Here is a 24,443-nt window from a genome sequence, read left to right as displayed (position 1 = left end):
CCGCCTCGCGGCTCGGTCGTTGCCGCTCCCGGCCCTCCTCCGCCCGCCGAGCGCAAGGCCGAGCGGCGGGGAGGCGCCGAGTGGTAGACCTGGGGGCATGAGCAACGACATCCGCGCACTCGCCGAGGGCGAGAGCTACCTCGCCTTCTTCCAGGGCGGGCCGTTCGACGGCCAGACCGAGAACCGCGTCAGCACCGAGGGGGGCTACGAGAAGGAGGTCGACGTCTACGCCGCCGTCGACGGCCAGGAGACGCACCTCGTGTACAACGCCGTCTCCGCGAAGGAGGTCGGCGAGGCGGTCCACGTGACCTACTCGATCGACACTCCCGACTCCGACCCGATCGAGGACCCGGAGGACCGTGGCGGCGGATTCCAGTAGTCCGCACCACCCTTCGGATGCCGCTCCGGCGTCGCGCTCAGCGCGGCCGGGGCGGCATCGGCATGTGAGGACGCGCCACTCCGGAGACCACGCCTCCCGCCGCTCCTAGGATGATGGTTCCTCACTGTCTCGGCCGATTCAGGTCCGCGTTCCTCGGGAGCCGCCGTGTCCGATCCGCTGATCCGCCCGATGCCCCTCCGCGGCGACTCCGCCCGGCACTGGCTGCGGGCCCGCCACGCCGAGGCCGGGCCCGACCCCGCGTTCGCCGTCACCGGGCAGGAGGCGGCCGCCGAGGGCGTGCTCCTCCGGCGGATCTGGCACACGGCCGGCACGATCGACTTCCGCCCGAGCCCCCGCGCCGACCCGGGGTCGGTGGTGCTCCTGCTCCCGCTCGAGGGCGCGTTCACCGTCGCCAGTCGGGAGGAGCGCGAGTTCGTCGGCCGCGGCACCCTCGCGGTGCTGCCCGCCCGATCGGGAGCGACGATCAGCACGAGCGCTCCCAGCTCCCGGCTCGTCCTGGTCGTGCGGCCCTCGGGCGACGCGGATCCGCCCGCCGGCCTCACCGTGGTCTCCTCCCCCGCGGCACCGGTGCTGGTCGCGGCCGCGAACGCGGTGCTCGACGCCGGGCTGCCCATGAGCCCCGGGCTGCACACCGCGCTGCGGGGCCTCGCCGCGGCCGTCGTCGCGGAGTGACGGGAGCTGTCAACCCTCCCCGCCCCGGCCATCCGCTCGCAGGGACGTCCTCGAACATCGAGTGACGCCGATCGTCGGCGCCGGAAGGAGCACTCGCCATGGCCGAGATCACCGCCCACCACGGACTCTTCAAGGACACGGACCTGCACGTCGACGACACCGGCGGATCGGGCCGCCCCGTGGTCCTCATCCACGGCTGGCCCCTCTCGGGCGAGTCGTGGAAGGAGCAGGTCCCCGCGTTCGCCGAGGCCGGCTACCGCGTCGTCACCTACGACCGCCGCGGCTTCGGGCGCAGCGACAAGCCGCTCACCGGCTACAGCTACGACACGCTCACCGAGGACCTGCACACCCTCCTCACCGAGCTCGACCTGCAGGACGTCACCCTGGTCGGCTTCTCGATGGGCGGCGGCGAGGTCGCCCGCTACTTCACGAAGTACGGCGCCGATCGCCTGCACAGCGTCGTCTTCGCCTCGGCCGTCCCGCCGTACCTGATGAAGACGGACGACAACCCGGACGGCCCGCTCGAGAAGGCGCAGGCCGCGCAGATGACCGCGGGCCTCACGAAGAGCGAGGACGACTTCTACGACCAGTTCACCACCGACTTCTTCTCGGTCGACGGCGTGCTGAAGGTGACGGAGGAGCAGCGCCAGGAGGCGATCGCTCTGGCGAAGCAGTCGGCCAAGCACGCGGCCCTCGCCTGCATGACGGCGTTCGCGACCACCGACTTCCGCGAGGACCTGCCCAACGTGTCGGTGCCCGCGCTCGTCATCCACGGCGACGGCGACGGCACGGTTCCGTTCGAGGGCTCCGGCGCCCGCACCCACGCGGCGATCCCCGGCTCCGAGCTGCACGTCGTCCACGGCGCCCCGCACGGAGTGACCGTGAGCCACCCGGAGGAGTGGAACCGCGCCGTCCTGGAGTTCCTCGCGAAGTAGCGGCGGCACTCCCGCATGCTGGTCGAGCAGCCCCGCAGGGGCGTATCGAGGCCCGTCGCACGGACACGGATCTCGATACGCGCCCTGTGCGCTGCTCGATCAGCAGGAACCGGTCACCCACGCGCGATGCTCGCTCAGCAGGAGCCGGAGCCCCCGCGTCAGCCCTTCTCCGCGCCCTCGGTCGTGTTCATGATCCGCCGCTGGAAGACGAAGAACAGCACGGCCACCGGGATCGACATCAGCACCGCGGCCGCGAGCTGCAGCGGGTACTGGTTGCCGGCGCCCAGCTGCTGCCCGCTCTGGAGGCGGCGCTGCGCTGGCTCCGCGACGACGGCGACTCCGACGGCGACGGGTTCCTCGAGTACGTCGACACCACGGGGCACGGCCTCGCCAACCAGGGCTGGAAGGACTCGGGCGACTCGATCCAGTGGCGCGACGGCACGCTCGCGGAGGGTCCGATCGCGCTCTGCGAGGTGCAGGCCTACGCCCACGAGGCCATGGTCGGCGGAGCGGCGCTGCTCGAGCACCTCGGCCGTGACGGCTCGGAGTGGCGCGAGGCGGCGTCGACGCTGAAGGCGCGCTTCGCGGAGGCGTTCTGGATCGACGACGCCGACGGCGGCTACCCGGCGATCGCGCTCGACGCGGCCGGGCGCCCGGTCGACACGATCACCAGCAACCTCGGCCACCTCCTCGGCACCGGCATCCTCTCCCCCGAGCACGCCGCCCGGGTCGCCGAGCTGCTGGTCTCCCCCGGGCTCGACTCGGGCTTCGGCCTGCGCACCCTGGACACCGGCTCGGGCGGCTACTGGCCGCTGTCGTACCACGGCGGCTCCGTCTGGGCCCACGACACCGCGATCGCCGTCACCGGGCTCGCCCGGGAGGGCTTCGGGGCGGAGGCGACGACCCTCTCGCGCGGACTGATCGCCGCGGCCGAGGGCTTCGGCTACCGGATGCCCGAGCTGCACTCGGGCGACCCCGCCGCCGAGGTGCACGCGCCGGTGCCGTACCCGGCGGCCTGCCGACCGCAGGCCTGGTCGGCGGCCGCCTCCGTCGCCGTGCTGTCGGCGGCGCTGGGGCTCGCTCCCGGAGGCGACACCCTGGTCGTCGCGCCGCTCTCGCCCGCGCTCGCCGGGCGGATCCGCGTGGACGGGATCCGCTACCGCGGCTCCGTCGTGCCGGTGGACTGGGACGGCAGGATCTGAGGCGCCGCGCCGCTCAGGGCAGACCGGCTCAGGGCCTGCGCGCTCAGGGCAGGCGCGCCACGACCGCGCGCGCGATGCGCCGGCCCGAGCGGTTCGCCCCGATGGTCGAGGCCGTCGGGCCGTAGCCGGCGAAGAAGAGGCGCGGATCCGTCAGCGAGGCTCCGTCGGCGACCGCGATGCCGCCCTCGCGCTCGCGCAGCCCGAGCGGAGCGAGGTGGCGCAGCTCCGGCCGGAAGCCCGTCGCCCAGATGATCGCGTCGGCGCGCGTGAAGGAGCCGTCCGGCCAGCGCACGCCCTCCTCCTCGATCGACGAGAACATCCCCCGCTCGTGCAGGAGCCCGCGCTCGATCCCGGCGACCACCCGGCGGGTGCGCTGCACGCCCGTGCCGCCGACGATGCTCGGGAGGGGCAGCCCGGCGCGGGCGGCGCGGTCCTGCTCGGCCACCGCCTCCACCGCCGACTCCATCGCCAGCTGCTCGCCGTCGTGGTAGACCACCGGTCGCCGCGTCGCCCACGTCAGCGAGCGCGCCACCCGCTCGAGCTCCAGCAGGAAGCCGATCGCCGAGGTGCCGCCGCCGACCACGAGCACCTGCTTCCCGGCGAAGTCCTCGGCGCGGACGTACTCGGTCGGGTCGATCTGCACGCCGCGGAAGCGGTCGCGCCCGGGGTAGTGCGGGACGAAGGGCGATCCCCAGGTGCCGGTCGCGTTGACGAGCAGGCTCGCGCGCTCGACCGCGCGGTCGGACTCGACGACGAGCGGCGACCCCGTGTCGTGCGGCGTCGCACTCGTGACGCGCCGCACCGACTCCGGACGGCGGATCTCGAGACCGAGCTCCTCCTCGTAGCGCCCGTAGTACTCGCGGACCACGTCCCGTGCCGGTCGCCGGTGATCGGCCGTGCGGAACGAGAGCCCCATCCGCTCCATGCCCGGGAGATCGTGCACGCGGTGCGCCGAGCCGAGCCGCAGGGCCTCCCAGCGGAACTGCCAGGCCCCGCCGGGCTCCGGACCGCGGTCGAGGACCACCAGGTCGCGCCCGGGGACGAGGCCGAGACGGCGCAGGTAGTAGGCCACGGACAGACCCGCCTGACCCGCGCCGATCACCACGACGGGACGCGGTGGGGCGACGCTGTCCACGGTGCTCCTGACGCGGTCGAGGATGGGCGGCCGTCCGGCAGATCGAGGCCCGGGGTGGCGTGTCCCCCGTCTGCTAAACTACCGCGTAGATTTCAACTTTCCCTGTCTGCTCTTTTCCCCAGCCGGCTCACTGCCCGTCTGGCCTGTCATCGTGAGGGGGTCACCCATGGGGCGCGGCCGTCAGAAGGCGAAGAACACCAAGATCGCCCGTGAGCTGAAGTCGTTCAGCCCGGCGGTCGATTACAGCGCGCTCGAGCGCGAGCTCAGCCACCCGGACGAGCCGGACTACTCGAAGTGGATCGACGCCGAGGACGACGGCGACGACACGGACCTCGTCGAGGAGCCGCACCAGAAGCGTGCGTGACTCCTCCCGTGAATCGGGGCCGCTCCCTCGGGGCGGCCCCGTTTCGCGTGCGGACGGGGATCCGGCGGGTGAGGGACCCGACCTGGAGCGCGGGTCGCTCGGCTGAGCACGTTCTCCCGCTTTCCGCCACTGAGTGCAGAATGTCGGTGCCCCCTGGGACACTGACCGGATGAGCACTTCCCCGTCCGCACGGCTGCCCGTGTGGCAGTCGGAGCGTCGCGGGAACGACCTCGACGAGGCGCGCGACTTCTACGCCGGCTCGTACAACGGCTCCGGCTTCCGGGCCGAACGCTCGGTCGTGCCGTTCGCGTTCCGCTACACGACGACCGGGCCCGGGCCCGTCAGCCTCCACTCCGCCTCCTTCCTGGGCCGGGTGCGCGGCACGGTGGCCCCGAGCGACGTCTACGTCGCCCTCTGGCTGACCGCCGGGCGCGCCTCCCTCGATCTGGGGCGCGACGAGCACCGCCTCGTCGTCGGCCGCCCGGCCATGTTCCCGAGCGGCCGGCCCTTCGGCTTCGAGGCCCTCGAGTACCGCGACGCGCTCGTGCACTTCGAGGCCGCCCACCTCGAGGCGATCGCCGCGGAGCTGCACGGCACCGAGCCCGGCCCGCTGCGGTTCGCCCCTGTGGCGCGCGACACGACCGCCTGGTGGGCGGCGATCCGGCTCCTGCGCGACACCCTCGCCTCCGCGCACGCGCCCACCGTGCTGCAGCGCGACGGCGTCGCCCGCATCGCCGCGCTCGCCGCCCTGCAGACCTTCGCCCACCGCATCGCCCCGCTGCCGGCCGTGCCGCCCTCGGTCAGCGCGCGGCGCCTCCGACGGGCCGTGGAGTTCGTGCAGGCCAACGCCGATCTGCCCCTCGGAGTGGCCGACATCGCCGACGCGGCCGGGCTCACGGTCCGCGGCGTGCAGCTGGCGTTCCAGCGCGCCTTCGGCGAGACCCCGCGGCACTACCTGCGCGACGTCCGCCTCGAGCGCGCGCACGAGGAGCTCTCGGCCGGATCGATCGGCTCGCTGGTGGTCGGCGACGTCGCCGCACGCTGGGGGTTCATCAGCGGCGGCCGCTTCGCCCAGCACTACGCGACGCGGTTCGGCGAGCTCCCGAGCGAGACCCTCCGCCGCTAGTCCCGCCGATCCCCGACGGCGGTTCCGCCGAGGGGCGTTCGGGCGTACTGTCCGAGGACCGCCCGCTGCCCCGCGGGCCCGCGTCGATGGAGTCGCGAATGTTCGAACCCGGAGGATCCGCGCGGCCTGTCGCGCGGGTCGGCTACGTCACCGCCGCCCTGCTGGTCGGCGCGATCCTGGTGGGCGGCGCGGTCGGCGCCGCCGTCGCCCTGGTCCTCTACCTGCCCGGCGTCCTCGCCGCCGACGGCCCGCCCGGGCTGGTGAGCTTCGGCCTGCTCATGGGAGCGGCCTCCGGCGCGGGCATCGGAGTCGTCGGAGGCGCGGGAGCGGTCGCCGGCATGGTCGCGGTGCGCGTCGCGAGCCGCCGCGACGGCCCGTTCGTGCTCTGCACCAGCGCGGGCGCCGGTCTCGGCGTGCTGGTCGCCTCCGCGAACCTGCTCGTCAGCCGCGACGCCCCGACCTGGGCGACCGCCCTGCTCGCCACCGCGGCCGCCTGCGCCCTCTGCGCGGCGGGCTCGTGGCTGCTGACCCGGCACGAGCACTCCTGGGAGCGCGCGCACGCCGCACCGCGCTGATCCGCGGCGCCTCCGGGGATCAGCCCGCGTAGGACCCGACCAGGCGGACCGCTCCGCCGTCGACGCCCTTCGCGCCCTGCTCGAAGCCCTCGAACCCGCGCGCGGCGGTCGAGACGCGGCCCGCGACCCACGACGGGACGCCCGAGCGCTCGAGGCGCGCGATCACGCCGTCGGCCGCCTCCGCCGCGACCACGGCGAACATGCCGATGCCGAGGTTCCAGGTGCCCTCGGTGCTCTCGAGCGTCGCGCCGGACATCGCGGCGAGCGCGCGGAACACGTCGGACGGGCTCCAGCTCGCCCGCTCGACCTCGACCCAGGAGCCGCGCGGCAGCACCCGCGCGAGGTTCGCCGCGATCCCGCCGCCGGTGACGTGGCTGATGGAGTGGACGGCCGGGCCGAGCTCGACGTCGTCGAGCAGGTCGAGGAGGGGCCGGGTGTAGAGGCGGGTCGGCTCCAGCAGCACCTCGCCGACCACGCCGCCCAGCTCCTCGGAGCGGTCGGTGAAGCCGATGCCGCGCTCGGCGAGGATGTGGCGCACGAGCGAGTAGCCGTTCGAGTGCAGTCCGGAGGAGGCCATCGCCACCACGACGTCGCCGTCGCGCACGCGGTCGGCGCCGCGCACCTGGTCGGCCTCGATCGCGCCGACCGCCGCGCCCGCCACGTCGTAGTCGTCGGGTCCGAGCAGGCCCGGGTGCTCGGCCGTCTCGCCGCCGACGAGCGCGGTGCCCGTCTCGGAGCAGGCGCGCGCGATGCCGGCGACGATGTCGGCGATGCGGGCCGGGACCACCTTGCCGCACGCGATGTAGTCGGTCATGAAGAACGGGCGGGCGCCGACCACGACGATGTCGTCGACGACCATGCCGACGAGGTCCTGCCCGATGGTGTCGTGCTTGTCGATCGCCTGGGCGAGCGCGACCTTGGTGCCGACGCCGTCGGTCGAGGTCGCAAGGAGGGGGGCACGGAAGTCGCGGAGGAAGGAGACGTCGTACAGGCCCGCGAAGCCGCCGACCCCGCCGAGGACCCGGCTGTCGTGCGTCGCCGACACCGCCGACTTCATCAGCTCGACGGCGAGGTCCCCCGCCGCCGTGTCGACTCCTGCGCGGGCGTAGCTGCTCGTCTCATCACTCACGCGACGACCCTACCGACTGCCCTCTCCCGCCGCGGCGCGGATCCGGGTCCGCCGCACCGGCGGCTCCCGCTCCGCGCCCGCGGTCACGCGTCCCAGGCCACGTAGTGCAGCTCGGCGCGGTCGCGGCTGCGGTGGAGGTCGAGGTAGGACCGGGCGATGACCTCGGCCGCCGCGTCCGGGTGGCCGCCGTCGATGAGTGCGGTGATCGCCACGTGGGCGGCGTAGACGCCCCGGGGCTCGAGCGCGGAGTGGAGGTTGAGGACCCAGTTCCGCAGGCCCGCGGCGGCGATGTTGATGTTCGCCAGCGCCGCGTGCGGGGAGACGGAGCCGCCGCCGGTGGTGACGAGGATCGTCCCGCTGCCGGCGGCGATCATGTCCGGAACCACCTCGCCGACGGCGCGGAGCGCGCCGCCGAGGTAGAAGTCGATCTGCGGCTGTAGGTTCTCGGGCGTGACGTCCAGGACGCCGACCGGGGTGAGAGCGGAGTCGGCGGGGGAGAACTCGAGGACGTCGATCGGACCGAGGTCGGCACGGATCGCCCGCAGCGCGGCGGTCAGGGTCTCGGGCTGCGCGATGTCGGCGGCGAACCCCGTCGCCTCGATGCCCTCTTCGGCGAGGCGGGCGGCCAGGCCGTCCAGCTTCTCCTGGTTCCGCGAGACGAGGGCGACGGTGAAGCCGGCCCGGCCGAAGACGCGGGCGATCTCGAGGCCGAGGCCGGGGCCCGCGCCGATGACGGTGAGAAGGGGCATGGGAGGTCCTGTCGTCGTGCGCCCCGGGGCGCGATGAGCGGGGCTGCTAAGTTGAGGTCAGCCTCAACACTCATCGGACCATAACTTGAGTGGCACCTCAAGATCATCGGGAGGATCGCATGGACGAGCAGAAGGTCCTGCGCCGGGACGCGCAGCGGAACGTCGAGAAGCTGCACGCCGCCGCCCTCGAGGTCTTCGGCTCCCGCGGCCTGGCCGCCCCCCTCGAGGACATCGCCCGTCACGCCGGCGTGAGCATCGGCACCCTCTACAACCGCGTCGGCTCCCGTGAGGAGCTCATCGACGCCGTCATCCCGGCCGTCGCCGGCGAGAAGCTGAAGGGCCTGACCGAGCGCGCTCTCGCCGAGCGGTCCTCCCGCGGACGCCTGGAGCGCTTCGTCTCCGGGATGATCGACCTCCAGCTGGAGGACCCCGCCCTCAACGACGCGATGCTGCTCCGCTTCCCCGACGCGGTCGCCCTCATCGAGGCCTGCGACCGCTCGATCGAGCTCGGCCGGGATCTCGTCGAGGCCGCCCACCGCGACGGATCCCTCTCCCCCGACTTCACCCACGACGACCTGATGGCCCTGCTCTGGATGGCGGGCACGACCAGCCGCGAGTCCGCGGCTCCGCAGGGCTGGCGCCGCGTCCTGGACCGCAGCCTCGCCGGCGCCTGGACGGCTCCGAGCAGCTGAGCGGCCGCGCGGCTCCCCGACCGCCCGCCCGGCCGATCCGCCGGTCGACGCCGCCCTGAGTACCCCCACGACCACGGATCCGCCCACGGCGAACCATTAGGGGATGAGTCCCCCGCGTGCCAGGATGGACCGTCAAACCCCCCTGCTATCCCCTTGGGAGCCCCTCCGGCATGTGCGGAATCGTTGGGATCGTGTCCTCCGGACCGGTCAACCAGTCCATCTACGACAGCCTCTCCCTCCTGCAGCACCGCGGCCAGGACTCGACCGGCATCGCGACCGCCGACGGCAGCACCCTGCACATCAAGAAGGCCGCGGGACAGGTCCGCGAGGCGTTCCGCACCCGCGACATGCGCTCGCTGCTCGGATCCATGGGCCTCGGCCACGTGCGCTACGCGACGAAGGGCAACGCCGAGCGCGAGGAGGAGGCCCAGCCGTTCTACGTGAACGCGCCGTACGGCATCATCCTCGTCCACAACGGCAACCTCACGAACACGCGCGAGCTCACCGAGGAGCTCTTCCGCATCGACCGCCGCCACCTCAACACCACCTCCGACACGGAGCTGCTGGTCAACGTGCTGGCGAACGAGCTGCAGGCCTCGATGTCGGGCCGCGACCTCGACGCCGACGAGGTGTTCGACGCCGTCGCCCGCGTGCACGAGCGCGTCGAGGGCTCCTACGCCACCATCGCGCTGATCGCCGGCGTCGGGCTGCTGGCGTTCCGCGACCCCTTCGGGATCCGCCCGCTCATCGTCGGCCGCCGCAGCAGCACCGGGGCGCCGGACGACTGGGTCGTCGCCTCCGAGTCGCTCGTGCTCGAGGCGCAGGGCTTCGAGATCGTCCGCGACGTCGCTCCCGGCGAGGCGGTCTTCATCACCCCCGACGGCCGGATGGCCAGCCGCCAGTGCGCGAAGGATCCCCGACTCATCCCGTGCTCGTTCGAGTACGTCTACCTCGCCCGCCCCGACTCCGTGATGTCGGGCATCTCGGTCTACGAGGCGCGCCTGCGCCTGGGCGACCGCCTCGCCGACACCATCGCGCAGTACACCCCGGGCGGAGCGATCGACGTCGTCATGCCGATCCCCGACTCCTCCCGCCCCGCCGCGATGCAGGTCGCGCAGAAGCTCGGGATCGAGTACCGCGAGGGCTTCTACAAGAACCGCTACGTCGGCCGGACGTTCATCATGCCCGGGCAGGCGGTCCGCAAGAAGTCGGTGCGTCAGAAGCTCAACGCGATGTCGAGCGAGTTCAAGGGCAAGAACGTCCTGATCGTCGACGACTCGATCGTCCGCGGCACCACCTCCAAGGAGATCGTCGACATGGCCCGCGCGGCCGGCGCGAACACGGTCACCTTCGCGTCCGCCGCGCCTCCCGTGCGCTACCCGCACGTGTACGGGATCAACATGCCCTCGCGCCAGGAGCTCGTGGCCCACAACCGCCGGATCCCCGAGATCTCGGAGGCGATCGGCGCCGACCAGCTGATCTACCAGGAGGTCGCCGACATGAAGGCGGCGATCCTCGAGGGCTCGGACGTCACCGACCTCGAGACCAGCTGCTTCACCGGCGAGTACGTCACGGGCACCGTCACCCCGGAGTACCTCGACTGGGTGGAGCGCACTCAGCTGAGCTGAGCTCTGCACAGCGCCGGGCGCGGCGCAACGGGTGCCGCGGATCCGTGCGCCGCTCCATGATCGGAGGGTGCGCGGCCCCGCGCGCATGCACCCGAGGAGTCCCCCGTGATCTACCGAATCCTTCCGTTCCTGCTCACCTTCGTGGCCAAGAAGATCTCGAAGTCGCAGAAGGCCAAGCGCGCCGCCGCCAAGCGCCCGACGTCCAGCGCGAGCAGCAGCCGCCGCTCCTCGTCGCGCCGGGGACGCTGACACCGCGGTCCCGTCCGCGAGCGCGAGCCGCGGGCGGGACCTTCAGCGCAGGGCGGAGTGCAGCGGCCGCAGGGCGGCCCGCCTCCGCCGGCTAGACCCGGTCGGACCCCGTCCGCGGGTCGTCCTCGTCGGACGTCGTCCGCGCGTCGGGCAAGGCCTCTTCGGCCACGGGCTCCTCGGCCGCGTCCTCGCGCTCGACGATCCGCTCGGCGGTGGTCCGGACGACCTTCCGGCCGACGACCCGGTCGAGCAGCACCACGACGAGCCCCGCGAGAGCGCCGAACAGCGTCACGAAGAGCAGCAGGCTGAAGCCGAAGACCTGCCCGCGGGAGAAGCCCTGCGTCTCGGGCAGCGCGAAGGTCAGCACGAAGGCCGCGATCGCTCCGAGCCCGACGCCGAGGGTCAGGATGCGCCAGACGCGCGGGGAGCGGCGGACGTCGACCTCTTCGCGGGTGACCTCGGGGCGGGCGGGATCGCTCATGCCTCCATTCTCCCCCGCGCGGGCGAGGGCGAGGCACCGTGATCGCTCAGAGCGCGTGCACGAGCCGGCCCGCCTGCGCGCGCAGCTCGCGGACGACGGTGCGGACCGAGAGCCGCTCCGCCCGGTCCGGCCGCATCAGCGCGACGATGTGCCGCACGGAGTTCACTCCGCGGAGCGGCTTCACCACCACTCCCGCGCCGCCCGCCGTGTAGCGCGGGAGCACCGCGATGCCCAGGCCCGCCGCGACGAACGCCTCGGTCACGCGGGTCGACGCGAAGCGCTGCTCCACCCGCACCGCCTCGCCGGACGCGGTCTCGATGTCCTGCATCACGCGCTCGAACGGGAACCCGTCCGGGACGCCGATCCAGGTCTCGCCGACCAGGTCCGCCGCCGAGACCGTCGCCCGGTCCGCCAGGCGGTGCCCGACCGGCAGGCCGATGTCGAGGGGCTCGACCATCAGCTCCGCCATCGCGAGGCCGCGGCCGGCCCAGGCGCTTCTGCCGGTGGGCGAGTGGGCGAGCACGATGTCGAAGTCGGCGGTCAGGTCGGCGAACTCGTCGGTGCCGGGGTCCGCGTCCTCGCACTGCACGACGAGCCCCTCGACGCTCCGGAGCGCGACCAGCGCGTTCGGGAGGAGCATCTGGCCCGCGGTGGGGAAGGTCGCGATGGTGACCTCGCCGATCGGGTTGTTCTTGAACGTCTGCCAGACGGCGTCGGCCCGCTCGAGCGCGATCGCGATCTCGGTGGCGCTCCGGGCGAGCTCGCGTCCCGCCGCCGTGAGCACCACACCGCGGCCGGAGCGCTCGATCAGCGGCACGCCGGCCTCGCGCTCGAGCACCTTGAGCTGCTGCGAGACCGCGGAGGGCGTGCGGTGCGTCGCCTCCGCCACGGCCGTGATCGAGCGGCGCATCGAGAGCTCGCGGAGCAGTTCCAGCCGTCGCACGTCCATGTAGAGAAACTACACGTCAGGGCAAGAACAGTTCGATTGTCCTACGGAACACGGGGCCGGACACTGGACGTTGTACACAGCATCCCGGCGGATCGATCAGAAGCCGCCGCAACGAAAGGCAGAACACTCATGAGCATCGCAATCCTCGTCGTCCTCAGTGGCCTCGCCGCATGGGGCACGGTGTCGACGGTGCTCGTCGCCAGCCGCGACGGCTACCGTCAGGTCCCCGCGCAGCACTGAGCCCCGCCGCTCCGCGACAGCACCTCATCGCGTTCCGACGCCGTCTCCCGATCGGGAGGCGGCGTTCTCGCGTCTCCGGGGGCTGCTGCCGCTCCTCGGGGAGCGCCCCCCCCCGCCACGGCTCCCGGGGGTCGACCATCGGCTCGCCCGCACACGACGACGGGCCCCCGACCGGAGTCGAGGGCCCGTCGTGCGCGCGGTGCGGCTACTTCGCGGCGGTGCGGCGGCGCAGGCGCGCGACCGTCATGCCCAGACCGAGCAGCAGAGCGGCGATCCCGGCGGCGAACGCGGGGGTCGCGTCCACTCCGGTCTCGGCGAGGTGGTGCGAGCCGGCGACCGGAGCAGTGGTCGGCGTCGGCGCGGGGCCCGTGGTGGGCGGCGTGGTCGGCGCGGTCGTCGGCTCCGTGGTCGGTCCGGGAGTCGGGGTGCCCGCTCCGGCGCCGGCCGCGACGGCGAAGCCGACGCTGATCTCGGTGCCGGTGGTGTCGAGCACGAACGTCGCGGTGTGCGCGCCGCCCGCCAGACTCTCGTCGATCGGGACCGAGAACGAGGCGCGACCGGTCGAGTCGTCGGTGACGGCCCGGGTCGGGTCGATCGTCGCGGTGCCGACGACGGTGCCGTCGACGCTCGCGGTCACGGCGGTGTCGGCCGCGGCTCCGGTGCTGAACAGGAGCGAGGAGAGGTCGACGGTCATCGTGTCGCCGACCGCGTACTCGCCCGAGTCCGGGACGTTGTCGGTCAGGCCGATCGTGCGCTGCACGGGGTCGGGGCTGACGGTGCCGAGGTCCTGGATGTAGCCGACGAAGGCGTCCAGGTCGATGCGGCCGGAGTCGGCCGTGCCGGCGCCCTCGGTGAAGGTGCTGAAGCCGTCGCCGCCGCTCGCGAGGAAGCTGCTGGTCACGACGGTGAAGGTCGCGGCCGGGTCGATCGGCTCGTTCTGGAAGAACACCTGCGAGATGCGCGAGCCCTCGGGCGCCGTGGCGTCGAATACGTAGGTGAGGTCCTTCGAGGTGGAGAGGTTCAGCTGCGGGTGGCTGGAGCTGCCCACCCACTGCTCCTCGAGCAGGTCGGAGATCTGCTCGCCGGTCAGCTGCAGGGTCACCAGGGTGTTCGCGAAGGGCTGGGCGTCGGAGGCCTCGGCGTAGGTGACCACGCCGTCCGCGTCGCCGGGCTGGTCCGGAGTCGCGGTGTAGGAGAGGTCGTCGCGCAGGCCGCCCGCGTTCGAGAAGGCGATCTGCGTGCCGAGCTCACGGGTGGCCCAGAGCTGGGCGTCCGAGACGAGGTTGCCGAGGGTCGACTCCGAGCCGCGGTTGGTCGTGGTGCCGTCCGGGCGGTAGGCGCGCGAGATGTCCTCGGTGATGGTGCCGACCTTCACGCTGCCCTCGCGGACGGCGACGGCCTGGGCGTCGGCGACGATGGTCTCGACCTCGGGGTCGGGCTCGAAGGCGCCGACGACGATCGTCTTGGCCGGGTCGTCGGAGGTCGGGTCGTCGACGACCTTCGTCAGCGGCACGACCTCGCTGGTGAGCGAGGTGAGCTGCTTGGTCGCCGGGTCGACGGTCAGGGACATGCGGCCGATGTTCTCGGCGTAGCTGCCGGTCTGCGACACGACGGTCGGGAAGGCCCGGCCCGCGTCGATGCCCGCGTCGTACTCCTGGTGGCTGTGGCCCGAGACGATCGCGTCGACGTTCGGGGCGACCGCGTTGACGATCGCGCCGAACTTGGGGTCCGCCTCCGGAGTGTTCAGCTCGGCCGCGTCGGCGTCGGCTCCCTCGTGCAGGAGCAGGACGACCACGTCGGCCTCGTCGTTGGCGGCGTCGCCGTCCTGGAGCTGCGCGGCGACCTCGTTGACGTTCTCGGCGATCGGCTCGATGGAGAGCGTCGAGATCGTGGCGGGGCTGACGAGCTTGCCGAGGTCCTCGGTGATCGCGCCGATGAAGGCGACGGAGACGCCGTCCTGCTCGGTGATCACGTACGGGGAGTAGGCGCGCTCGCCGGTCGCGGTGTCGTAGAGGTTCGCGTTCACGTAGGGGAACGCCGAGGCGTCCACGACGCGGCCGTCGACGTCGGCGCGGCCCTGGTCGAACTCGTGGTTGCCCAGGGTGCTGACGTCGAGGCCCATCGCGTTGAGCGAGTCGAGCGTGGGGATGTCGCCCTGCACCTTCGACACGAAGGTCGAGGCGCCGATGTTGTCGCCGGCCGAGACGAACAGCGTGTTCGGGTTGGCGGCGCGGTAGGAGTCGACGGCACCGGCGAGCACGGCGGCTCCGGCGACGGCGCGGTCGGCGGCGAGCCGCCCGTGGAAGTCGTTGATCGAGAGGATGTCGATGGCGACATCGCCCTCGGCCGCCGCGGCGGGCGTGGCGCCGAGGAGGGCCGCTCCGGCGACGGCGCCGACGGCGGTCGCGGAGAGGAGTCGGGTGAGGCCGCGTCGGCCCGGGGAAGTACTGCGCATCGTGAAGGGGACTCCAAGCATCGAGCGGTGGATCCGGAGAGGATTCGTGCCGCGTGAGGGGGTTATTCCCAGACAACCCGACGGCGGAGCCCAGGTCAAACGTTCTGACGACGGCTCGCCGCCGCGTTTACGAGAAGTTAACTCGCCGACGCTCAGCCGACGCGCAGGATGGGGAGGAACGGCGTGAGGTCCGCGCGCACTCCGGAGGCGTGGATCCGCCCGCTCGCGAGACCCTCGCTCCACGGCAGCGAGCCGGTCGCGAGCGGCAGCCAGGTCGCCGCGTCCATCTCGATCACGTTCGGCGGAGTCCCGCGGGTGTGGCCCGGGCCCTCGACGCACTGGGCCGCGCCGAACGGCGGAACGCGCACCTCGACGCTGCGCCCGGGGACGTTCGTCTCGATGATCTGCAGGAGGAACCGCACCGCCGTCGCCGTCGTGTTCCGGTCCGCTCCTCCGGCGAGCGCCGCCCGCACCGCGGACTGCCCGCTCGCCTCGTCGATCCTGCCCTTGGCCATCCACCCATCCTGCCGCCGCCGCTCGCTCCCGGAGGCCTCCGCGGGGCTCCGCCCGGCGTGTCGGCGTCCGCAGCGCCGCCCTGCGGAGGAGGACGTCACAGGGACCAGCCCCGGCGCGGGGCGCCCTATCCTGTCAGGGTGAAGATCCTCGTCCTCGGTTCGGGTGCCCGTGAGCACGCCATCATCACGGCTCTCCTCGCGGAGGAGGAGCACCACGAGATCATCGCGGCGCCCGGCAACGCCGGCATCGCGCGCGACGTCGAGGTCATCCACTTCGACACGAACAGCCCCCGGCTGGTCAGCGACTTCGCGGTGGAGCAGGGCATCGAGCTCGTCGTCATCGGCCCCGAGGCTCCCCTGGTCGCCGGAGTCGCCGACGCGCTCCGCAAGCGCCGCATCCCCACCTTCGGCCCCGACCGGGCCGCCGCCGCACTCGAGGGCTCGAAGACCTTCGCGAAGCGCGTGATGGACATGGCCCGCGTGCCCACCGGCCGTGCGACCCGCGTCTCCACCCTGGTCGACGCCACCCGCGCCATCGACGAGTACGGACTCCCCTCGGTCGTCAAGGCCGACGGCCTCGCCGCGGGCAAGGGCGTCCTGGTGACGGAGTCGCGCAGCGCGGCTATCGCGCACGCCGAGTTCTGGCTGCAGTCCGGCGACGTCCTCATCGAGGAGTTCCTCGCCGGCCAGGAGGTCTCCCTCTTCCTCCTCTCCGACGGCCACGACGTCGTCCCCCTCTCCCCCGCGCAGGACTTCAAGCGCCTGAGCGACGGCGACGAGGGACCGAACACCGGCGGCATGGGCGCCTACTCCCCGCTCCCCTGGCTCGCCGACCTCTGGGAGAGCGAGCGCGCCTTCGTCGACGAGGTGATCGACACGGTCGCCATCCCGACCATCCGCCAGCTCGAGCGCGAGCGCACCCCCTTCGTCGGACTCCTCTACTGCGGCCTCATCGTGACCGACGCGGGCCTGCGCGTGATCGAGTTCAACGCCCGCTTCGGAGACCCCGAGACCCAGGTCGTCCTCCCGCGCCTCGCCTCCCCGCTGTCCGCGCTGCTGCACGCGGCGGCGACCGGCGCGCTCGCCTCCGTCCCGTGGCCCGCGTTCACGGACGAGGTCGCCGTCACCGTCGTCCTCGCGAGCGAGGGCTACCCCGAGAACGCCGTCACCGGACGGACCATCACCGGACTCGACGCGGCGGCGGACGTCCCCGGCGTCACCATCGCCCACGCGGCGACCCAGCTGGTCGACGGGAGCTTCGTCGCCACCGGCGGCCGCGTGCTCAACGTCGTCGCACGCGGTGCCGACTTCGCCGAGGCGCGGGAGCGGGCATACCGCGCGCTCGACCTGATCCACCTCGACGGCGGGCTGTATCGGAGCGACATCGCGGCGAAGGTCGCGAAGTAGAGCGACCTCAGCGTGATGTCGGCCACGCCGCTCCCCGCGCGGCGTGGCGCGGTCGGCTGGGAGAGTGGCCGGGTCTCGGGGAGCGATCGGCGCATCCGAAACGCTCGGCACGCGTTCCGGTCGACGCCTCGAGGGTGGCCGGGGGCGGGAGGATCCGCGCTCGGACTCGGACCTCCGCGACACGGGCTCGCGGCGGAGGTCGGTCGCCCCGCGGGGGGCGGGTCAGGCCAGGGTGCGGAGAGCCTCGGCGAGGTGGGGGTGCGCGAAGGTGAAGCCGGCGTCCTCGAGGCGGGCGGGCACGACCCAGCGGGACTTGAGCAGGAGCTCGGACTCGGTGCGGAGCAGGAGCGTCGCGGGTTCGAGGACGAAGCGCGGAGCCGGCACGCCGATCCGGCGGCCCACGGCGGCGCGGAGCAGCCGGGAGAGCTCGGTGTTGTCGCTCGGATTCGGCGACGCGAGGTTCACCGGCCCGTCGAGGGTCGACTCCTCGAGGAAGCGGATCGACCGGTGGACGTCCTCCACGTGGATCCAGCTGAAGTGCTGACGGCCGCGTGTGCGCCGGTGCTCGTGGTGCACACCGGCCTCGCGGCGCGCGCGCGTCGAGGGCCACGGCCCGTCGAACTGCGGACCGCCGAGGCCGAGCCGCGCCAGCCGCAACAGGATCGCCGTCGCCGGACCGTCTCCGAGCACGATGGACATCCGCAGCGCCACGCGCCGCACGCCGGGCGTCTCCCCGGCGAAGAACTCCGACTCCCACGCCCGCGCCACGTCGACCGAGAAGCCCTCGCCGAGCACGCCCTCGTCCTCGGTGTTCGCCCGCTCCTCCTCGTGCCGGTAGATCGTGGCCGTGCTCGCGTTCATCCAGACCGGCGGAGGAGTCGCGGCCGCCTCGACCGCGCGGTGCAGCTCCGCGGTGGTCGCCACGCGCGAGCGGAGGATCTCGGCGCGGTTCGCCGCGGTGTACCGGCAGTCGACGCTCTTGCCGGCCAGGTTCACCAGGAGGCGCGCACCGTCGAGGACCCGGGTGATGCCGGCGGTGTCGCCCCAGCGCGCGTCCGGCCCGGAGCGGCCGATCCTCCGCACCGTCCAGCCGTCGGCGGTGAAGCGGCGGGCGAGGTCCGTCCCGAGGAATCCGCTCGCACCGGCGAGGACGACGACGGGGTCAGCGGTGCTGCTCATCGCCCCATCGTGCCGCACGGCGCCGGAGTCACGGGGAGGACTCGTCGCAGGCGCGCTGCCGGGACGCGGAGTGGGTGGAGGCGGGCCTCGATCAGCCGCCGAGCGATCCCGCACCGCGGAGGAGACGCGCCGCGGCGAGCGCCCCGGCCAGCCGCTCGGCGAACCCCGGCGGCACCTCGGCGGGCAGCGCGTCGACCGGCCACCAGGCCACGTCGTCGCTCTCGTCGCTGACGCTCACGGGAGCGTCCGGGTCGGCGATCGCACCGTAGCCCACGTCCCAGTGGCGGGAGCAGCGGCCGAAGCCGTCGCCGAGCGCGTGCCGGTCGAGGTCGAGGGGCAGGACGCCGAGCGGCTGCAGCCGTGCCGCTCCGCTCTCCTCCCGCGCCTCGCGGAGGGCCGCGTCGGCCGTGGAGTCGTCGCCGGGCTCGACATGACCGCCGAGCTGCACCCAGAACCGGCCCTTGCGGTGGAAGCAGAGCAGCACCTGCGCCAGATTCGGCGAGAGCACGAAGCAGCTCGCCGTGACGTGCTCGGGGCCGCCGTCGCGCTCGAGCGCCGACTCGCCGCGCTGCTCGAGGAACGCCAGGTACTCGTCCCGCAGGTCCGCGAGCGCGCCCGCGTCCCACTCCCGCAGCTCGCCCGCCAGCCGCGTCCCTCGCTCCCCCGTCACGCGAAGGACCCTACCTCCCCTCCGCGAGCTGCCCCTCCGGTGCGCTGCACGGCGTGCGTGGCGTACCGGAGCGGCGTCTCGCGGAGAGAGGAGGGACGGGAGCGTCAGACGGAGAGGCCGGAGAGACCCTCGCGGTCGACGCGGCGGTGGAAGCGCATGCCGGCGAGACCGCCGAGCACGGCGCCGACCAGCGCGACGACCAGGGCGGCGAGCGCCGTCACGACCGCCGCGGCCGTGGCGTCGCCGGCGTCCAGGGGGATCGTCGGGAAGCCGCTCACCGCGGAGAGCGCCTGGCTGCCGCCGGTGATCGCCGAGACGATGCCCACGACGATCGCGACGACGACCGCCCAGGCCCACACTCCGACGCCCTGCTTCGCTCCGCTGAAGCGGGCCATGCGGCCTGCCACGTAGCCGCCGCAGTAGTAGGCGACGAGGAGGATGACCAGCAGTGCGATCGCGCCCGCCCAGCCGAACGCGGCGGGGTCGGCCGCGAGGTCGCCGGTGACGTCCTGGGTGCCGATGACGGCGGCCCCGATCGCGGTGACGAGGGCGGTCAGGAGGACGGCGAGTCCGGTGGCGGCGAGCCAGCCGAAGAAGGCGCAGCCGATCTTGAAGCCGCCGAAGCGGTCGCGCTCGCGCTGGTGGATGTCCTTGCGCGCGGCCGCACGGGCCTGCTTCGCCTCGGCGGAGTCGGGGTCGACGGGCGCGCGGTGCTCGGGAGCCGAATGCGCGGAGTCGGAGCGGTCCGTCGAGGCGGAGCGGTCCGTCGAAGCGGAACGGTCCGAGGAGGCGGAACGGTCCGGAGTCGCGGAGCGGTCCGTCGCCGCAGCCGCTCCCGTGTCCCCCGCGGAGTCGATGCGCGCCGTGCCGCCCGCCGCCGAGCCCTCTGCCCGTCGCGGCAGTCCGCCGTCAGCCGGATCCCTGTCTGTCGTGCTCATGTCGAACCTCCTGGCCGAGCGCCCCGAAGAAGGGCGACACGCTCAGTCAAGACCCAGGGAGCCCTCGGTGTCGCGGGCTTGACGACACGACGGAGCGGTCCGGGCGTCAACCCCCTGCGCCCCCTCCCTCCCACCCGCTTGCATGGAGACACCGACCGACGACACGAGAGGGAGAGTCATGACTCCGGAATCCCCCGAGCAGACACCGCCCGGCACCGAGGCCGAGCTGACGCCGAAGGCCGACCACGGCGAGACCACCTACCGCGGCACCGGCCGCCTCAGCGGCAAGGTCGCCCTCATCACGGGCGGCGACAGCGGCATCGGCAAGGCCGTCGCGATCGCGTTCGCGCGCGAGGGCGCCGACGTCGCGATCTCGTACCTCGACGAGCACGACGACGCCGAGGACACCGCCAAGTGGGTCCGGGAGGCCGGCCGCGAGGCGCTGCTCCTCCCCGGCGACCTGCAGGACCCGTCGCACTGCCGCGCCGTCGTCACCGAGACCGTCGAGCGCTTCGGCCACCTCGAGGTGCTCGTCAGCAACGCCGCCTTCCAGATGAGCCGCGAGAGCGTCACCGACATCCCGGACGAGGAGTGGGACCGCACGATCGCGACGAACATCAGCGCCTACTTCCACCTCGTGAAGTCGGCGCTGCCCCACCTGAAGGAGGGCGCGTCGATCATCGCGACGAGCTCGGTGCAGTCCGACCAGCCGTCGTACCAGCTGCTTCCCTACGCCGCCACGAAGTCGGCGATCCTCAGCCTCACCGCCTCGTTCGCGCAGGCGCTCGGCGAGAAGGGCATCCGCGCCAACTCGGTCGCGCCCGGCCCGATCTGGACGCCGCTGATCCCCTCGACCATGCCGGAGGAGGCCGTCGCCGAGTTCGGCGAGCAGGTCCCGCTGGGCCGCCCCGGGCAGCCGGCCGAGGTGGCCCCCGCCTACGTCCTCCTCGCCTCCGACGAGGCGAGCTACATCAGCGGGTCGACGATCGCCGTCACCGGCGGGAAGCCGATCCTCTGATCACGCTCCAGGGCACCGCTCACCCGCAGGATTCCGCGATAGGTTCCTGCGGGTGAGTGTCCACATCCGCAGCATCGAGACGGCGGTGCCGACCACGGTCCTGCGCCAGTCCGAGGTGCGCGACCTCTTCGCGTCCCAGCCCGCGATGACCCGGCTCGGGTCCCGCCTGATCGGCGCGGCCTTCAACGCGTCCGGGATCGACACCCGCAGCACGGTGGTCGACGAGCTCGACCGGGTCGAGCGGGAGGGTGCGAGCGTCTTCTACGACGCGGGGAGCGGCCTGGTGCTCGACCCGGGGACGGCCGCGCGCAACGCCGTCTACACCGAGCGCGCTCCCGAGCTCTTCACGGAGGCGGCCCGCCGCGCCCTCGCGTCCGCGTCGATGACCCCCGAGGACGTCACCCACGTGGTGACGGTCTCCTGCACCGGCTTCTACGCCCCGGGGCCCGACTACCAGCTGGTCCGCCGCCTCGGCCTCGCGCCCTCGACGCAGCGCTTCCACCTCGGCTTCATGGGCTGCTACGGCGCCTTCCCCGGCCTGCGCGCCGCCCGCCAGTTCTGCGAGGCCGACCCGGAGGCGGTCGTCCTCGTCGTCGCGGTCGAGCTGTGCACCATCCACCTCACCAGCTCCAACGACCCGGAGCAGATCGTCGCGACCTCCGTCTTCGCCGACGGCGGTGCGGCGGCCGTCGTCACCGCCCGCGAGGCCGCGCCCGGCACCCCGGTGCTCGAGCTCGACGCGCTCGCCACGACGCTCACCGACGAGGGCGAGACCGAGATGGCGTGGACGATCGGCGACCACGGCTTCTCGATGCGGCTGAGCACCTACGTGCCCTCGATCATCGGAGCGAACATCGAGGCGGCCGTCGCCTCGCTGCTGGCCGGCGCCGAGGTCGAGCGGAGCGACGTGCGGCGCTGGGCGATCCACCCCGGCGGCCGCAGCATCCTCGACAAGGTGCAGGCCTCGCTCGCCCTCAGCGACGAGCAGCTGGCCCCGTCGCGCGAGGTGCTGCGGACCAACGGCAACATGTCGAGCGCGACCGTCCTCTTCATCCTGCGGCGCCTGCTGTACGGCGAGGCGGCCGACGGCGAGCGGATCGGCGCGATGGCGTTCGGGCCCGGCCTCACCGTCGAGCTCGCGCTGCTCACCAAGCGGGGCGGGGAGTGACTCCGCGCGCCCCTCTCGCGCCGGATCTGCGCCACCGCGAGGTCTCCGAGCAGGAGCTGATGGACGACCCGGACTGCGACCAGACCCTGCTCGACGCCACCTACGCCCGCTTCGGCACCGTGAACCGGCTGGTCTCGGGGTGGCGCGTCCTCTACCGCTCGCGCCTGCGTCCGCTGCTGCGGCCCGACGAGCCGTTCCGCCTGCTCGACATCGGATCGGGAGGCGGCGACGTCGCCCGCTCCCTCGCCGGCTGGGCCCGCGAGGACGGCCTCCGCCTGGCGATCACCGCCGTCGATCCGGACGAGCGCGCCTCCGCCTTCGCCACGTCGACGCCCGCGCCGCCCGGAGTCGAGTTCCGCCGCGCGAGCAGCGCCGACCTGGTCGCCGAGGGCGAGCACTTCGACCTGGTGACCTCCAACCACGTGCTGCACCACCTGTCGCCGGAGTCGCTCGCCGACCTGCTCGCCGACAGCGAGCGCCTGGCCCCGCGCGCCCTCCACAACGACATCGAGCGCTCGCGGCTGGCCTACACGGCCTACCTGCTGGCCACACGACCGATCGCGGCCGGCTCGTTCCTCCACTACGACGGGTCGCTGTCGGTGCGGCGCAGCTTCACCGCCGCCGAGCTGCGGGCTGTGGCGCCCGAGGGGTGGCGGGTCGAGCGCGCGGCGCCCTACCGGCTGCTGCTCGCGCGGGGCGAGGTGTGAGGACGCGGCGGAGGGCGAGCGCTTCCGGTCCGCTCTGGCTGGGCGCCGCCGCTGTCAGCTACTCCGCCAACTGCGCCCTCGGCACCGCCGTCGCCACCGGCGCTCTCCGCACGGGCCGCTGGCACTGGATCCATCACGCGCTCTACATCTGCACGTCGACGCTCACCGCTCTGGCCTGGGCGACGCTGCGACGGTCGGACACCCGCGCCGCGTCCGCGCTGGCTCCCGCCGCCGTCCCGCTGGCGGTGATCCCCTTCGCGGGGACGCACGGACGTCGGCACCCGGCGATCGCGCTGGCGGCGGCTCCGTTCGTGCTCGCCGCTCTCGGGCGGACGCGGCGGCCGGCGCGGCGCCGAGGAGTGCTCCAGCGTCTCAGGGCCGGGTCAGCCCTGCGCTGACGCGCCCCTGCTTCTAGCGCGGGGGCTCGACGTCGCGGTCGGGGTCGGAGCGGTAGGAGCGCAGCGCCTGCCAGCCCGCGATCGCGAGGATCAGCGCGCCGCAGAGCATCGTCAGCAGGTTCGGCACCGAGAAGCCGCTGCCCACGACCGAGTTGATGCCCGCGCCGAGCACGAACACACCTCCGAGAAGGTAGAAGATGACCCTCGTCTTCACCGTTCCACCGCTTCCCTCGAGCCTGCACAGGAACCTCGATGCTACCGCGCGCGCCCCGGGCCGCCGCCGCTCCCCCCTCTGCGCGATCGATCGGGGCAGGATCGAGGCATGGAGTTCCTCGATGTCGTCCGGCGCCGGAAGACCACCAACGGCGCGTTCCTGCCCGACCCCGTCTCCGAGGAGCACCAGCGGCTCCTGATGGAGGTGGCCGGCCGGGCGCCCTCGCAGCTCAACAGCCAGCCGTGGCGGTTCGTGCTCGTCGAGGAGCGCGAGACGATCGACCGGATCGCCGCGATCAGCGGCGAGAGCATGACCACCGCGATGTCGAACGGCACGTTCTTCGAGCGCTACAAGCCCTACTTCCGCTTCAGCAGCGAGGAGATGGAGCAGCGGCGCGACGGGATGCTGTTCGACAAGCTGCCGGCTCCGCTCCGCCCCTTCACGAAGCAGGTCTTCACGAAGCGCGGGCAGTTCCTGATGAACTCCCTCCGCGTCCCGCAGACGCTCGGCGAGGAGAACCGCCGGCTCGTCGCGGGATCGCCGCTGCTGCTCGGGGTGATGCTCGACCGCTCCGAGTACCGGCCGGGCGAGCTCTCCTCCTTCTACTCGGTGTTCAGCATGGGCGCCGCGATGGAGAACGTCTGGCTGAGCACGGTCGAGCTGGGGATGGGGATCCAGTTCGTGTCGTTCCCGATGGAGGTGCCGGGAGCGTGGGCGCGGATCGAGTCGCTGCTCGCCGTGCCCGACGAGCTGGAGCTGATGGCGGTGTACCGGCTCGGCTACCTGCCTCCGGAGCAGCGGCGGCCGGCGATCGACTGGTCCTCGCACCAGCGGAAGCTGCCGTCGCAGTACGTCTTCCGCGGCACCTGCGCGACTCCGCAGGAGGGGTGGGACGCGCCGGCCGGGCCGTGACGGGATCCTGAGCGGCGCGGCCGGCAGCCGGAGGTGCCCGCGCTCGCTCCCGGGCCGGCCCCGGCCGACGGGAGATCCGCGACGGAGCATCGACTCTCGCTACATGCGTCGGCTAACGTGGCGCCCAGCACGCCCAGCAGTGCTACGTCCCGTCCGCGGGACTGTCAATGGGGGTCCGGCGTGTCTCCCGCCCGATTCCCCGCACCGGGGTCCGAGCGGATACCGTCCCCCGAGGAGCCGTCCGCCAGGGCCGGCCCGATGAACGAAGGGGGCCCGTGGCCACGCTCATCTACGGACCGCAGAACCTCGAGATCGAATTCGAGGAGCGCGTCCTCG

26 protein-coding genes and 2 pseudogenes are annotated in these 24,443 nt (G+C 73.2%); 16 read left to right on the top strand and 12 right to left on the bottom strand.

Annotated features, from left to right (window positions below):
- Positions 1-97: 97 nt before the first annotated feature.
- The 3 genes from C5C74_RS08725 (at position 98) to C5C74_RS08715 (ending at position 2,007) form a co-directional block, all read left to right on the top strand.
- Positions 98-379: an oligoribonuclease gene (locus C5C74_RS08725; RefSeq protein WP_104223758.1), complete on the top strand. Its 282-nt coding sequence runs from the start codon at positions 98-100 to the stop codon at positions 377-379.
- Between the two features lie 165 nt (positions 380-544).
- Positions 545-1,072 (top strand): hypothetical protein, encoded by a 528-nt coding sequence (locus C5C74_RS08720; protein WP_104256055.1) that lies wholly within the window; start codon positions 545-547, stop codon positions 1,070-1,072.
- A 98-nt stretch (positions 1,073-1,170) separates the two neighbouring features.
- A complete protein-coding gene (locus C5C74_RS08715; RefSeq protein WP_104288436.1) occupies positions 1,171-2,007 on the top strand; it encodes an alpha/beta fold hydrolase in 837 nt (278 codons plus the stop codon).
- 158 nt (positions 2,008-2,165) lie between these two features.
- On the opposite strand, the pseudogene C5C74_RS08710 reads toward C5C74_RS08715, so the two are convergent.
- Positions 2,166-2,312 (bottom strand): annotated as a pseudogene (locus C5C74_RS08710) (carbohydrate ABC transporter permease); the annotation flags it as partial.
- On the opposite strand from C5C74_RS08710, the pseudogene C5C74_RS08705 reads away from it, so the two are divergent.
- Positions 2,295-3,209 (top strand): annotated as a pseudogene (locus C5C74_RS08705) (amylo-alpha-1,6-glucosidase); the annotation flags it as partial. The pseudogenes C5C74_RS08710 and C5C74_RS08705 overlap by 18 nt on opposite strands.
- Positions 3,210-3,252: 43 nt before the next feature.
- Here the strand turns inward: C5C74_RS08705 and C5C74_RS08700 are convergent.
- A complete protein-coding gene (locus tag C5C74_RS08700) occupies positions 3,253-4,344 on the bottom strand; it encodes an FAD-dependent oxidoreductase (protein WP_104351351.1) in 1,092 nt (363 codons plus the stop codon).
- A gap of 166 nt (positions 4,345-4,510) precedes the next feature.
- Here C5C74_RS08700 and C5C74_RS08695 point away from each other — a divergent pair, with 166 nt between their 5' ends.
- The 3 genes from C5C74_RS08695 to C5C74_RS08685 all read left to right on the top strand — a co-directional run bounded on the left by C5C74_RS08695 (position 4,511) and on the right by C5C74_RS08685 (position 6,409).
- The gene (locus tag C5C74_RS08695) at positions 4,511-4,708 is read left to right on the top strand and encodes a DUF3073 domain-containing protein (protein WP_097167615.1); all 198 of its coding nucleotides are present in this window, start codon (positions 4,511-4,513) and stop codon (positions 4,706-4,708) included.
- 169 nt (positions 4,709-4,877) lie between these two features.
- Positions 4,878-5,834 (top strand): helix-turn-helix transcriptional regulator, encoded by a 957-nt coding sequence (locus C5C74_RS08690; RefSeq protein ID WP_146083043.1) that lies wholly within the window; start codon positions 4,878-4,880, stop codon positions 5,832-5,834.
- A 98-nt stretch (positions 5,835-5,932) separates the two neighbouring features.
- Entirely contained in the window at positions 5,933-6,409 is a 477-nt protein-coding gene (locus tag C5C74_RS08685) for a hypothetical protein (protein ID WP_104351349.1), read from the top strand.
- 19 nt (positions 6,410-6,428) lie between these two features.
- On the opposite strand, the gene purM is transcribed toward C5C74_RS08685, so the two are convergent.
- Both purM and C5C74_RS08675 read right to left on the bottom strand, forming a co-directional pair.
- Positions 6,429-7,538: a phosphoribosylformylglycinamidine cyclo-ligase gene (gene purM / locus C5C74_RS08680; protein WP_104288439.1), complete on the bottom strand. Its 1,110-nt coding sequence runs from the start codon at positions 7,536-7,538 to the stop codon at positions 6,429-6,431.
- A gap of 83 nt (positions 7,539-7,621) precedes the next feature.
- Entirely contained in the window at positions 7,622-8,287 is a 666-nt protein-coding gene (locus C5C74_RS08675) for an SDR family NAD(P)-dependent oxidoreductase (RefSeq protein WP_104256047.1), read from the bottom strand.
- A gap of 119 nt (positions 8,288-8,406) precedes the next feature.
- On the opposite strand from C5C74_RS08675, the gene C5C74_RS08670 reads away from it, so the two are divergent.
- The 3 genes from C5C74_RS08670 (at position 8,407) to C5C74_RS17395 (ending at position 10,856) form a co-directional block, all read left to right on the top strand.
- A complete protein-coding gene (locus C5C74_RS08670) occupies positions 8,407-8,979 on the top strand; it encodes a TetR/AcrR family transcriptional regulator (RefSeq protein ID WP_104327893.1) in 573 nt (190 codons plus the stop codon).
- A gap of 170 nt (positions 8,980-9,149) precedes the next feature.
- Positions 9,150-10,607, top strand: coding sequence for an amidophosphoribosyltransferase (purF, locus tag C5C74_RS08665; protein WP_104324308.1), 1,458 nt, complete (start codon positions 9,150-9,152; stop codon positions 10,605-10,607).
- A gap of 105 nt (positions 10,608-10,712) precedes the next feature.
- On the top strand, positions 10,713-10,856 hold the full coding sequence (locus tag C5C74_RS17395) for a hypothetical protein (protein ID WP_181028791.1): 144 nt from the start codon (positions 10,713-10,715) through the stop codon (positions 10,854-10,856).
- 91 nt (positions 10,857-10,947) lie between these two features.
- On the opposite strand, the gene C5C74_RS08660 is transcribed toward C5C74_RS17395, so the two are convergent.
- From C5C74_RS08660 to C5C74_RS08645, 4 genes are all read right to left on the bottom strand, one after another.
- The gene (locus C5C74_RS08660) at positions 10,948-11,337 is read right to left on the bottom strand and encodes a hypothetical protein (protein WP_104351348.1); all 390 of its coding nucleotides are present in this window, start codon (positions 11,335-11,337) and stop codon (positions 10,948-10,950) included.
- A 46-nt stretch (positions 11,338-11,383) separates the two neighbouring features.
- Positions 11,384-12,286, bottom strand: coding sequence for a LysR family transcriptional regulator (locus tag C5C74_RS08655; protein WP_104257884.1), 903 nt, complete (start codon positions 12,284-12,286; stop codon positions 11,384-11,386).
- 445 nt (positions 12,287-12,731) lie between these two features.
- Positions 12,732-14,981, bottom strand: coding sequence for a bifunctional UDP-sugar hydrolase/5'-nucleotidase (locus tag C5C74_RS08650; protein WP_181134673.1), 2,250 nt, complete (start codon positions 14,979-14,981; stop codon positions 12,732-12,734).
- 152 nt (positions 14,982-15,133) lie between these two features.
- The gene (locus C5C74_RS08645; RefSeq protein ID WP_104223770.1) at positions 15,134-15,496 is read right to left on the bottom strand and encodes a sterol carrier family protein; all 363 of its coding nucleotides are present in this window, start codon (positions 15,494-15,496) and stop codon (positions 15,134-15,136) included.
- A 138-nt stretch (positions 15,497-15,634) separates the two neighbouring features.
- Here C5C74_RS08645 and purD point away from each other — a divergent pair, with 138 nt between their 5' ends.
- Positions 15,635-16,903 (top strand): phosphoribosylamine--glycine ligase, encoded by a 1,269-nt coding sequence (gene purD / locus C5C74_RS08640; protein WP_104351346.1) that lies wholly within the window; start codon positions 15,635-15,637, stop codon positions 16,901-16,903.
- 222 nt (positions 16,904-17,125) lie between these two features.
- On the opposite strand, the gene C5C74_RS08635 is transcribed toward purD, so the two are convergent.
- From C5C74_RS08635 to C5C74_RS08625, 3 genes are all read right to left on the bottom strand, one after another.
- Positions 17,126-18,082, bottom strand: a complete 957-nt coding sequence (locus tag C5C74_RS08635; protein WP_104257882.1) for an epimerase — start codon at positions 18,080-18,082, stop codon at positions 17,126-17,128.
- 91 nt (positions 18,083-18,173) lie between these two features.
- Positions 18,174-18,752: an NUDIX hydrolase gene (locus C5C74_RS08630; protein ID WP_258064128.1), complete on the bottom strand. Its 579-nt coding sequence runs from the start codon at positions 18,750-18,752 to the stop codon at positions 18,174-18,176.
- A 104-nt stretch (positions 18,753-18,856) separates the two neighbouring features.
- Complete coding sequence (locus C5C74_RS08625) at positions 18,857-19,690, bottom strand: hypothetical protein (RefSeq protein ID WP_244229549.1); 834 nt, start codon at positions 19,688-19,690, stop codon at positions 18,857-18,859.
- Between the two features lie 178 nt (positions 19,691-19,868).
- Here C5C74_RS08625 and C5C74_RS08620 point away from each other — a divergent pair, with 178 nt between their 5' ends.
- Genes C5C74_RS08620 through C5C74_RS08605 form a run of 4 tightly spaced genes read left to right on the top strand, consistent with a single transcriptional unit; the run spans position 19,869 to position 22,981 of the window.
- Positions 19,869-20,708, top strand: coding sequence for an SDR family oxidoreductase (locus C5C74_RS08620; RefSeq protein WP_104223773.1), 840 nt, complete (start codon positions 19,869-19,871; stop codon positions 20,706-20,708).
- Positions 20,709-20,760: 52 nt separating this feature from the next.
- Positions 20,761-21,876: a type III polyketide synthase gene (locus tag C5C74_RS08615; protein ID WP_104351345.1), complete on the top strand. Its 1,116-nt coding sequence runs from the start codon at positions 20,761-20,763 to the stop codon at positions 21,874-21,876.
- Positions 21,873-22,583, top strand: a complete 711-nt coding sequence (locus tag C5C74_RS08610) for a class I SAM-dependent methyltransferase (protein WP_258062284.1) — start codon at positions 21,873-21,875, stop codon at positions 22,581-22,583. The genes C5C74_RS08615 and C5C74_RS08610 overlap by 4 nt, the downstream gene beginning before the upstream one ends.
- Positions 22,580-22,981, top strand: a complete 402-nt coding sequence (locus tag C5C74_RS08605; protein ID WP_104223775.1) for a hypothetical protein — start codon at positions 22,580-22,582, stop codon at positions 22,979-22,981. Before C5C74_RS08610 ends, C5C74_RS08605 begins: the two co-directional genes overlap by 4 nt.
- A 13-nt stretch (positions 22,982-22,994) precedes the next feature.
- On the opposite strand, the gene C5C74_RS08600 is transcribed toward C5C74_RS08605, so the two are convergent.
- Complete coding sequence (locus C5C74_RS08600) at positions 22,995-23,195, bottom strand: hypothetical protein (protein WP_104223776.1); 201 nt, start codon at positions 23,193-23,195, stop codon at positions 22,995-22,997.
- A gap of 108 nt (positions 23,196-23,303) precedes the next feature.
- Between C5C74_RS08600 and C5C74_RS08595 the strand changes: the two genes are divergently transcribed.
- Positions 23,304-24,107 carry a nitroreductase family protein gene (locus C5C74_RS08595; protein WP_104256039.1) on the top strand — a complete coding sequence of 268 codons (804 nt, stop codon included), beginning with the start codon at positions 23,304-23,306 and terminating at the stop codon, positions 24,105-24,107.
- Positions 24,108-24,443: the final 336 nt, after the last annotated feature.

This window comes from Rathayibacter sp. AY1E8 (assembly GCF_002931415.1).
Lineage (GTDB): Bacteria > Actinomycetota > Actinomycetes > Actinomycetales > Microbacteriaceae > Rathayibacter.
Note: the sequence above shows the minus strand (reverse complement) of the source record. Positions and strands in the feature narration are given on the sequence as shown.

Coding starts and splice junctions, on each gene's coding strand:
- C5C74_RS08625 (WP_244229549.1), bottom strand. CDS start 19,690: ATGAGCACGACAGACAGGGATCCGGCTGACGGCGGACTGCCGCGACGG.
- C5C74_RS08685 (WP_104351349.1), top strand. CDS start 5,933: ATGTTCGAACCCGGAGGATCCGCGCGGCCTGTCGCGCGGGTCGGCTAC.
- purF (WP_104324308.1), top strand. CDS start 9,150: ATGTGCGGAATCGTTGGGATCGTGTCCTCCGGACCGGTCAACCAGTCC.
- C5C74_RS08660 (WP_104351348.1), bottom strand. CDS start 11,337: ATGAGCGATCCCGCCCGCCCCGAGGTCACCCGCGAAGAGGTCGACGTC.
- C5C74_RS08715 (WP_104288436.1), top strand. CDS start 1,171: ATGGCCGAGATCACCGCCCACCACGGACTCTTCAAGGACACGGACCTG.
- C5C74_RS08675 (WP_104256047.1), bottom strand. CDS start 8,287: ATGCCCCTTCTCACCGTCATCGGCGCGGGCCCCGGCCTCGGCCTCGAG.
- C5C74_RS08645 (WP_104223770.1), bottom strand. CDS start 15,496: ATGGCCAAGGGCAGGATCGACGAGGCGAGCGGGCAGTCCGCGGTGCGG.
- C5C74_RS08725 (WP_104223758.1), top strand. CDS start 98: ATGAGCAACGACATCCGCGCACTCGCCGAGGGCGAGAGCTACCTCGCC.
- C5C74_RS08620 (WP_104223773.1), top strand. CDS start 19,869: ATGACTCCGGAATCCCCCGAGCAGACACCGCCCGGCACCGAGGCCGAG.
- C5C74_RS08655 (WP_104257884.1), bottom strand. CDS start 12,286: ATGGACGTGCGACGGCTGGAACTGCTCCGCGAGCTCTCGATGCGCCGC.
- C5C74_RS08695 (WP_097167615.1), top strand. CDS start 4,511: ATGGGGCGCGGCCGTCAGAAGGCGAAGAACACCAAGATCGCCCGTGAG.
- C5C74_RS08595 (WP_104256039.1), top strand. CDS start 23,304: ATGGAGTTCCTCGATGTCGTCCGGCGCCGGAAGACCACCAACGGCGCG.
- C5C74_RS08635 (WP_104257882.1), bottom strand. CDS start 18,082: ATGAGCAGCACCGCTGACCCCGTCGTCGTCCTCGCCGGTGCGAGCGGA.
- C5C74_RS08690 (WP_146083043.1), top strand. CDS start 4,878: ATGAGCACTTCCCCGTCCGCACGGCTGCCCGTGTGGCAGTCGGAGCGT.
- C5C74_RS08670 (WP_104327893.1), top strand. CDS start 8,407: ATGGACGAGCAGAAGGTCCTGCGCCGGGACGCGCAGCGGAACGTCGAG.
- C5C74_RS08650 (WP_181134673.1), bottom strand. CDS start 14,981: ATGCGCAGTACTTCCCCGGGCCGACGCGGCCTCACCCGACTCCTCTCC.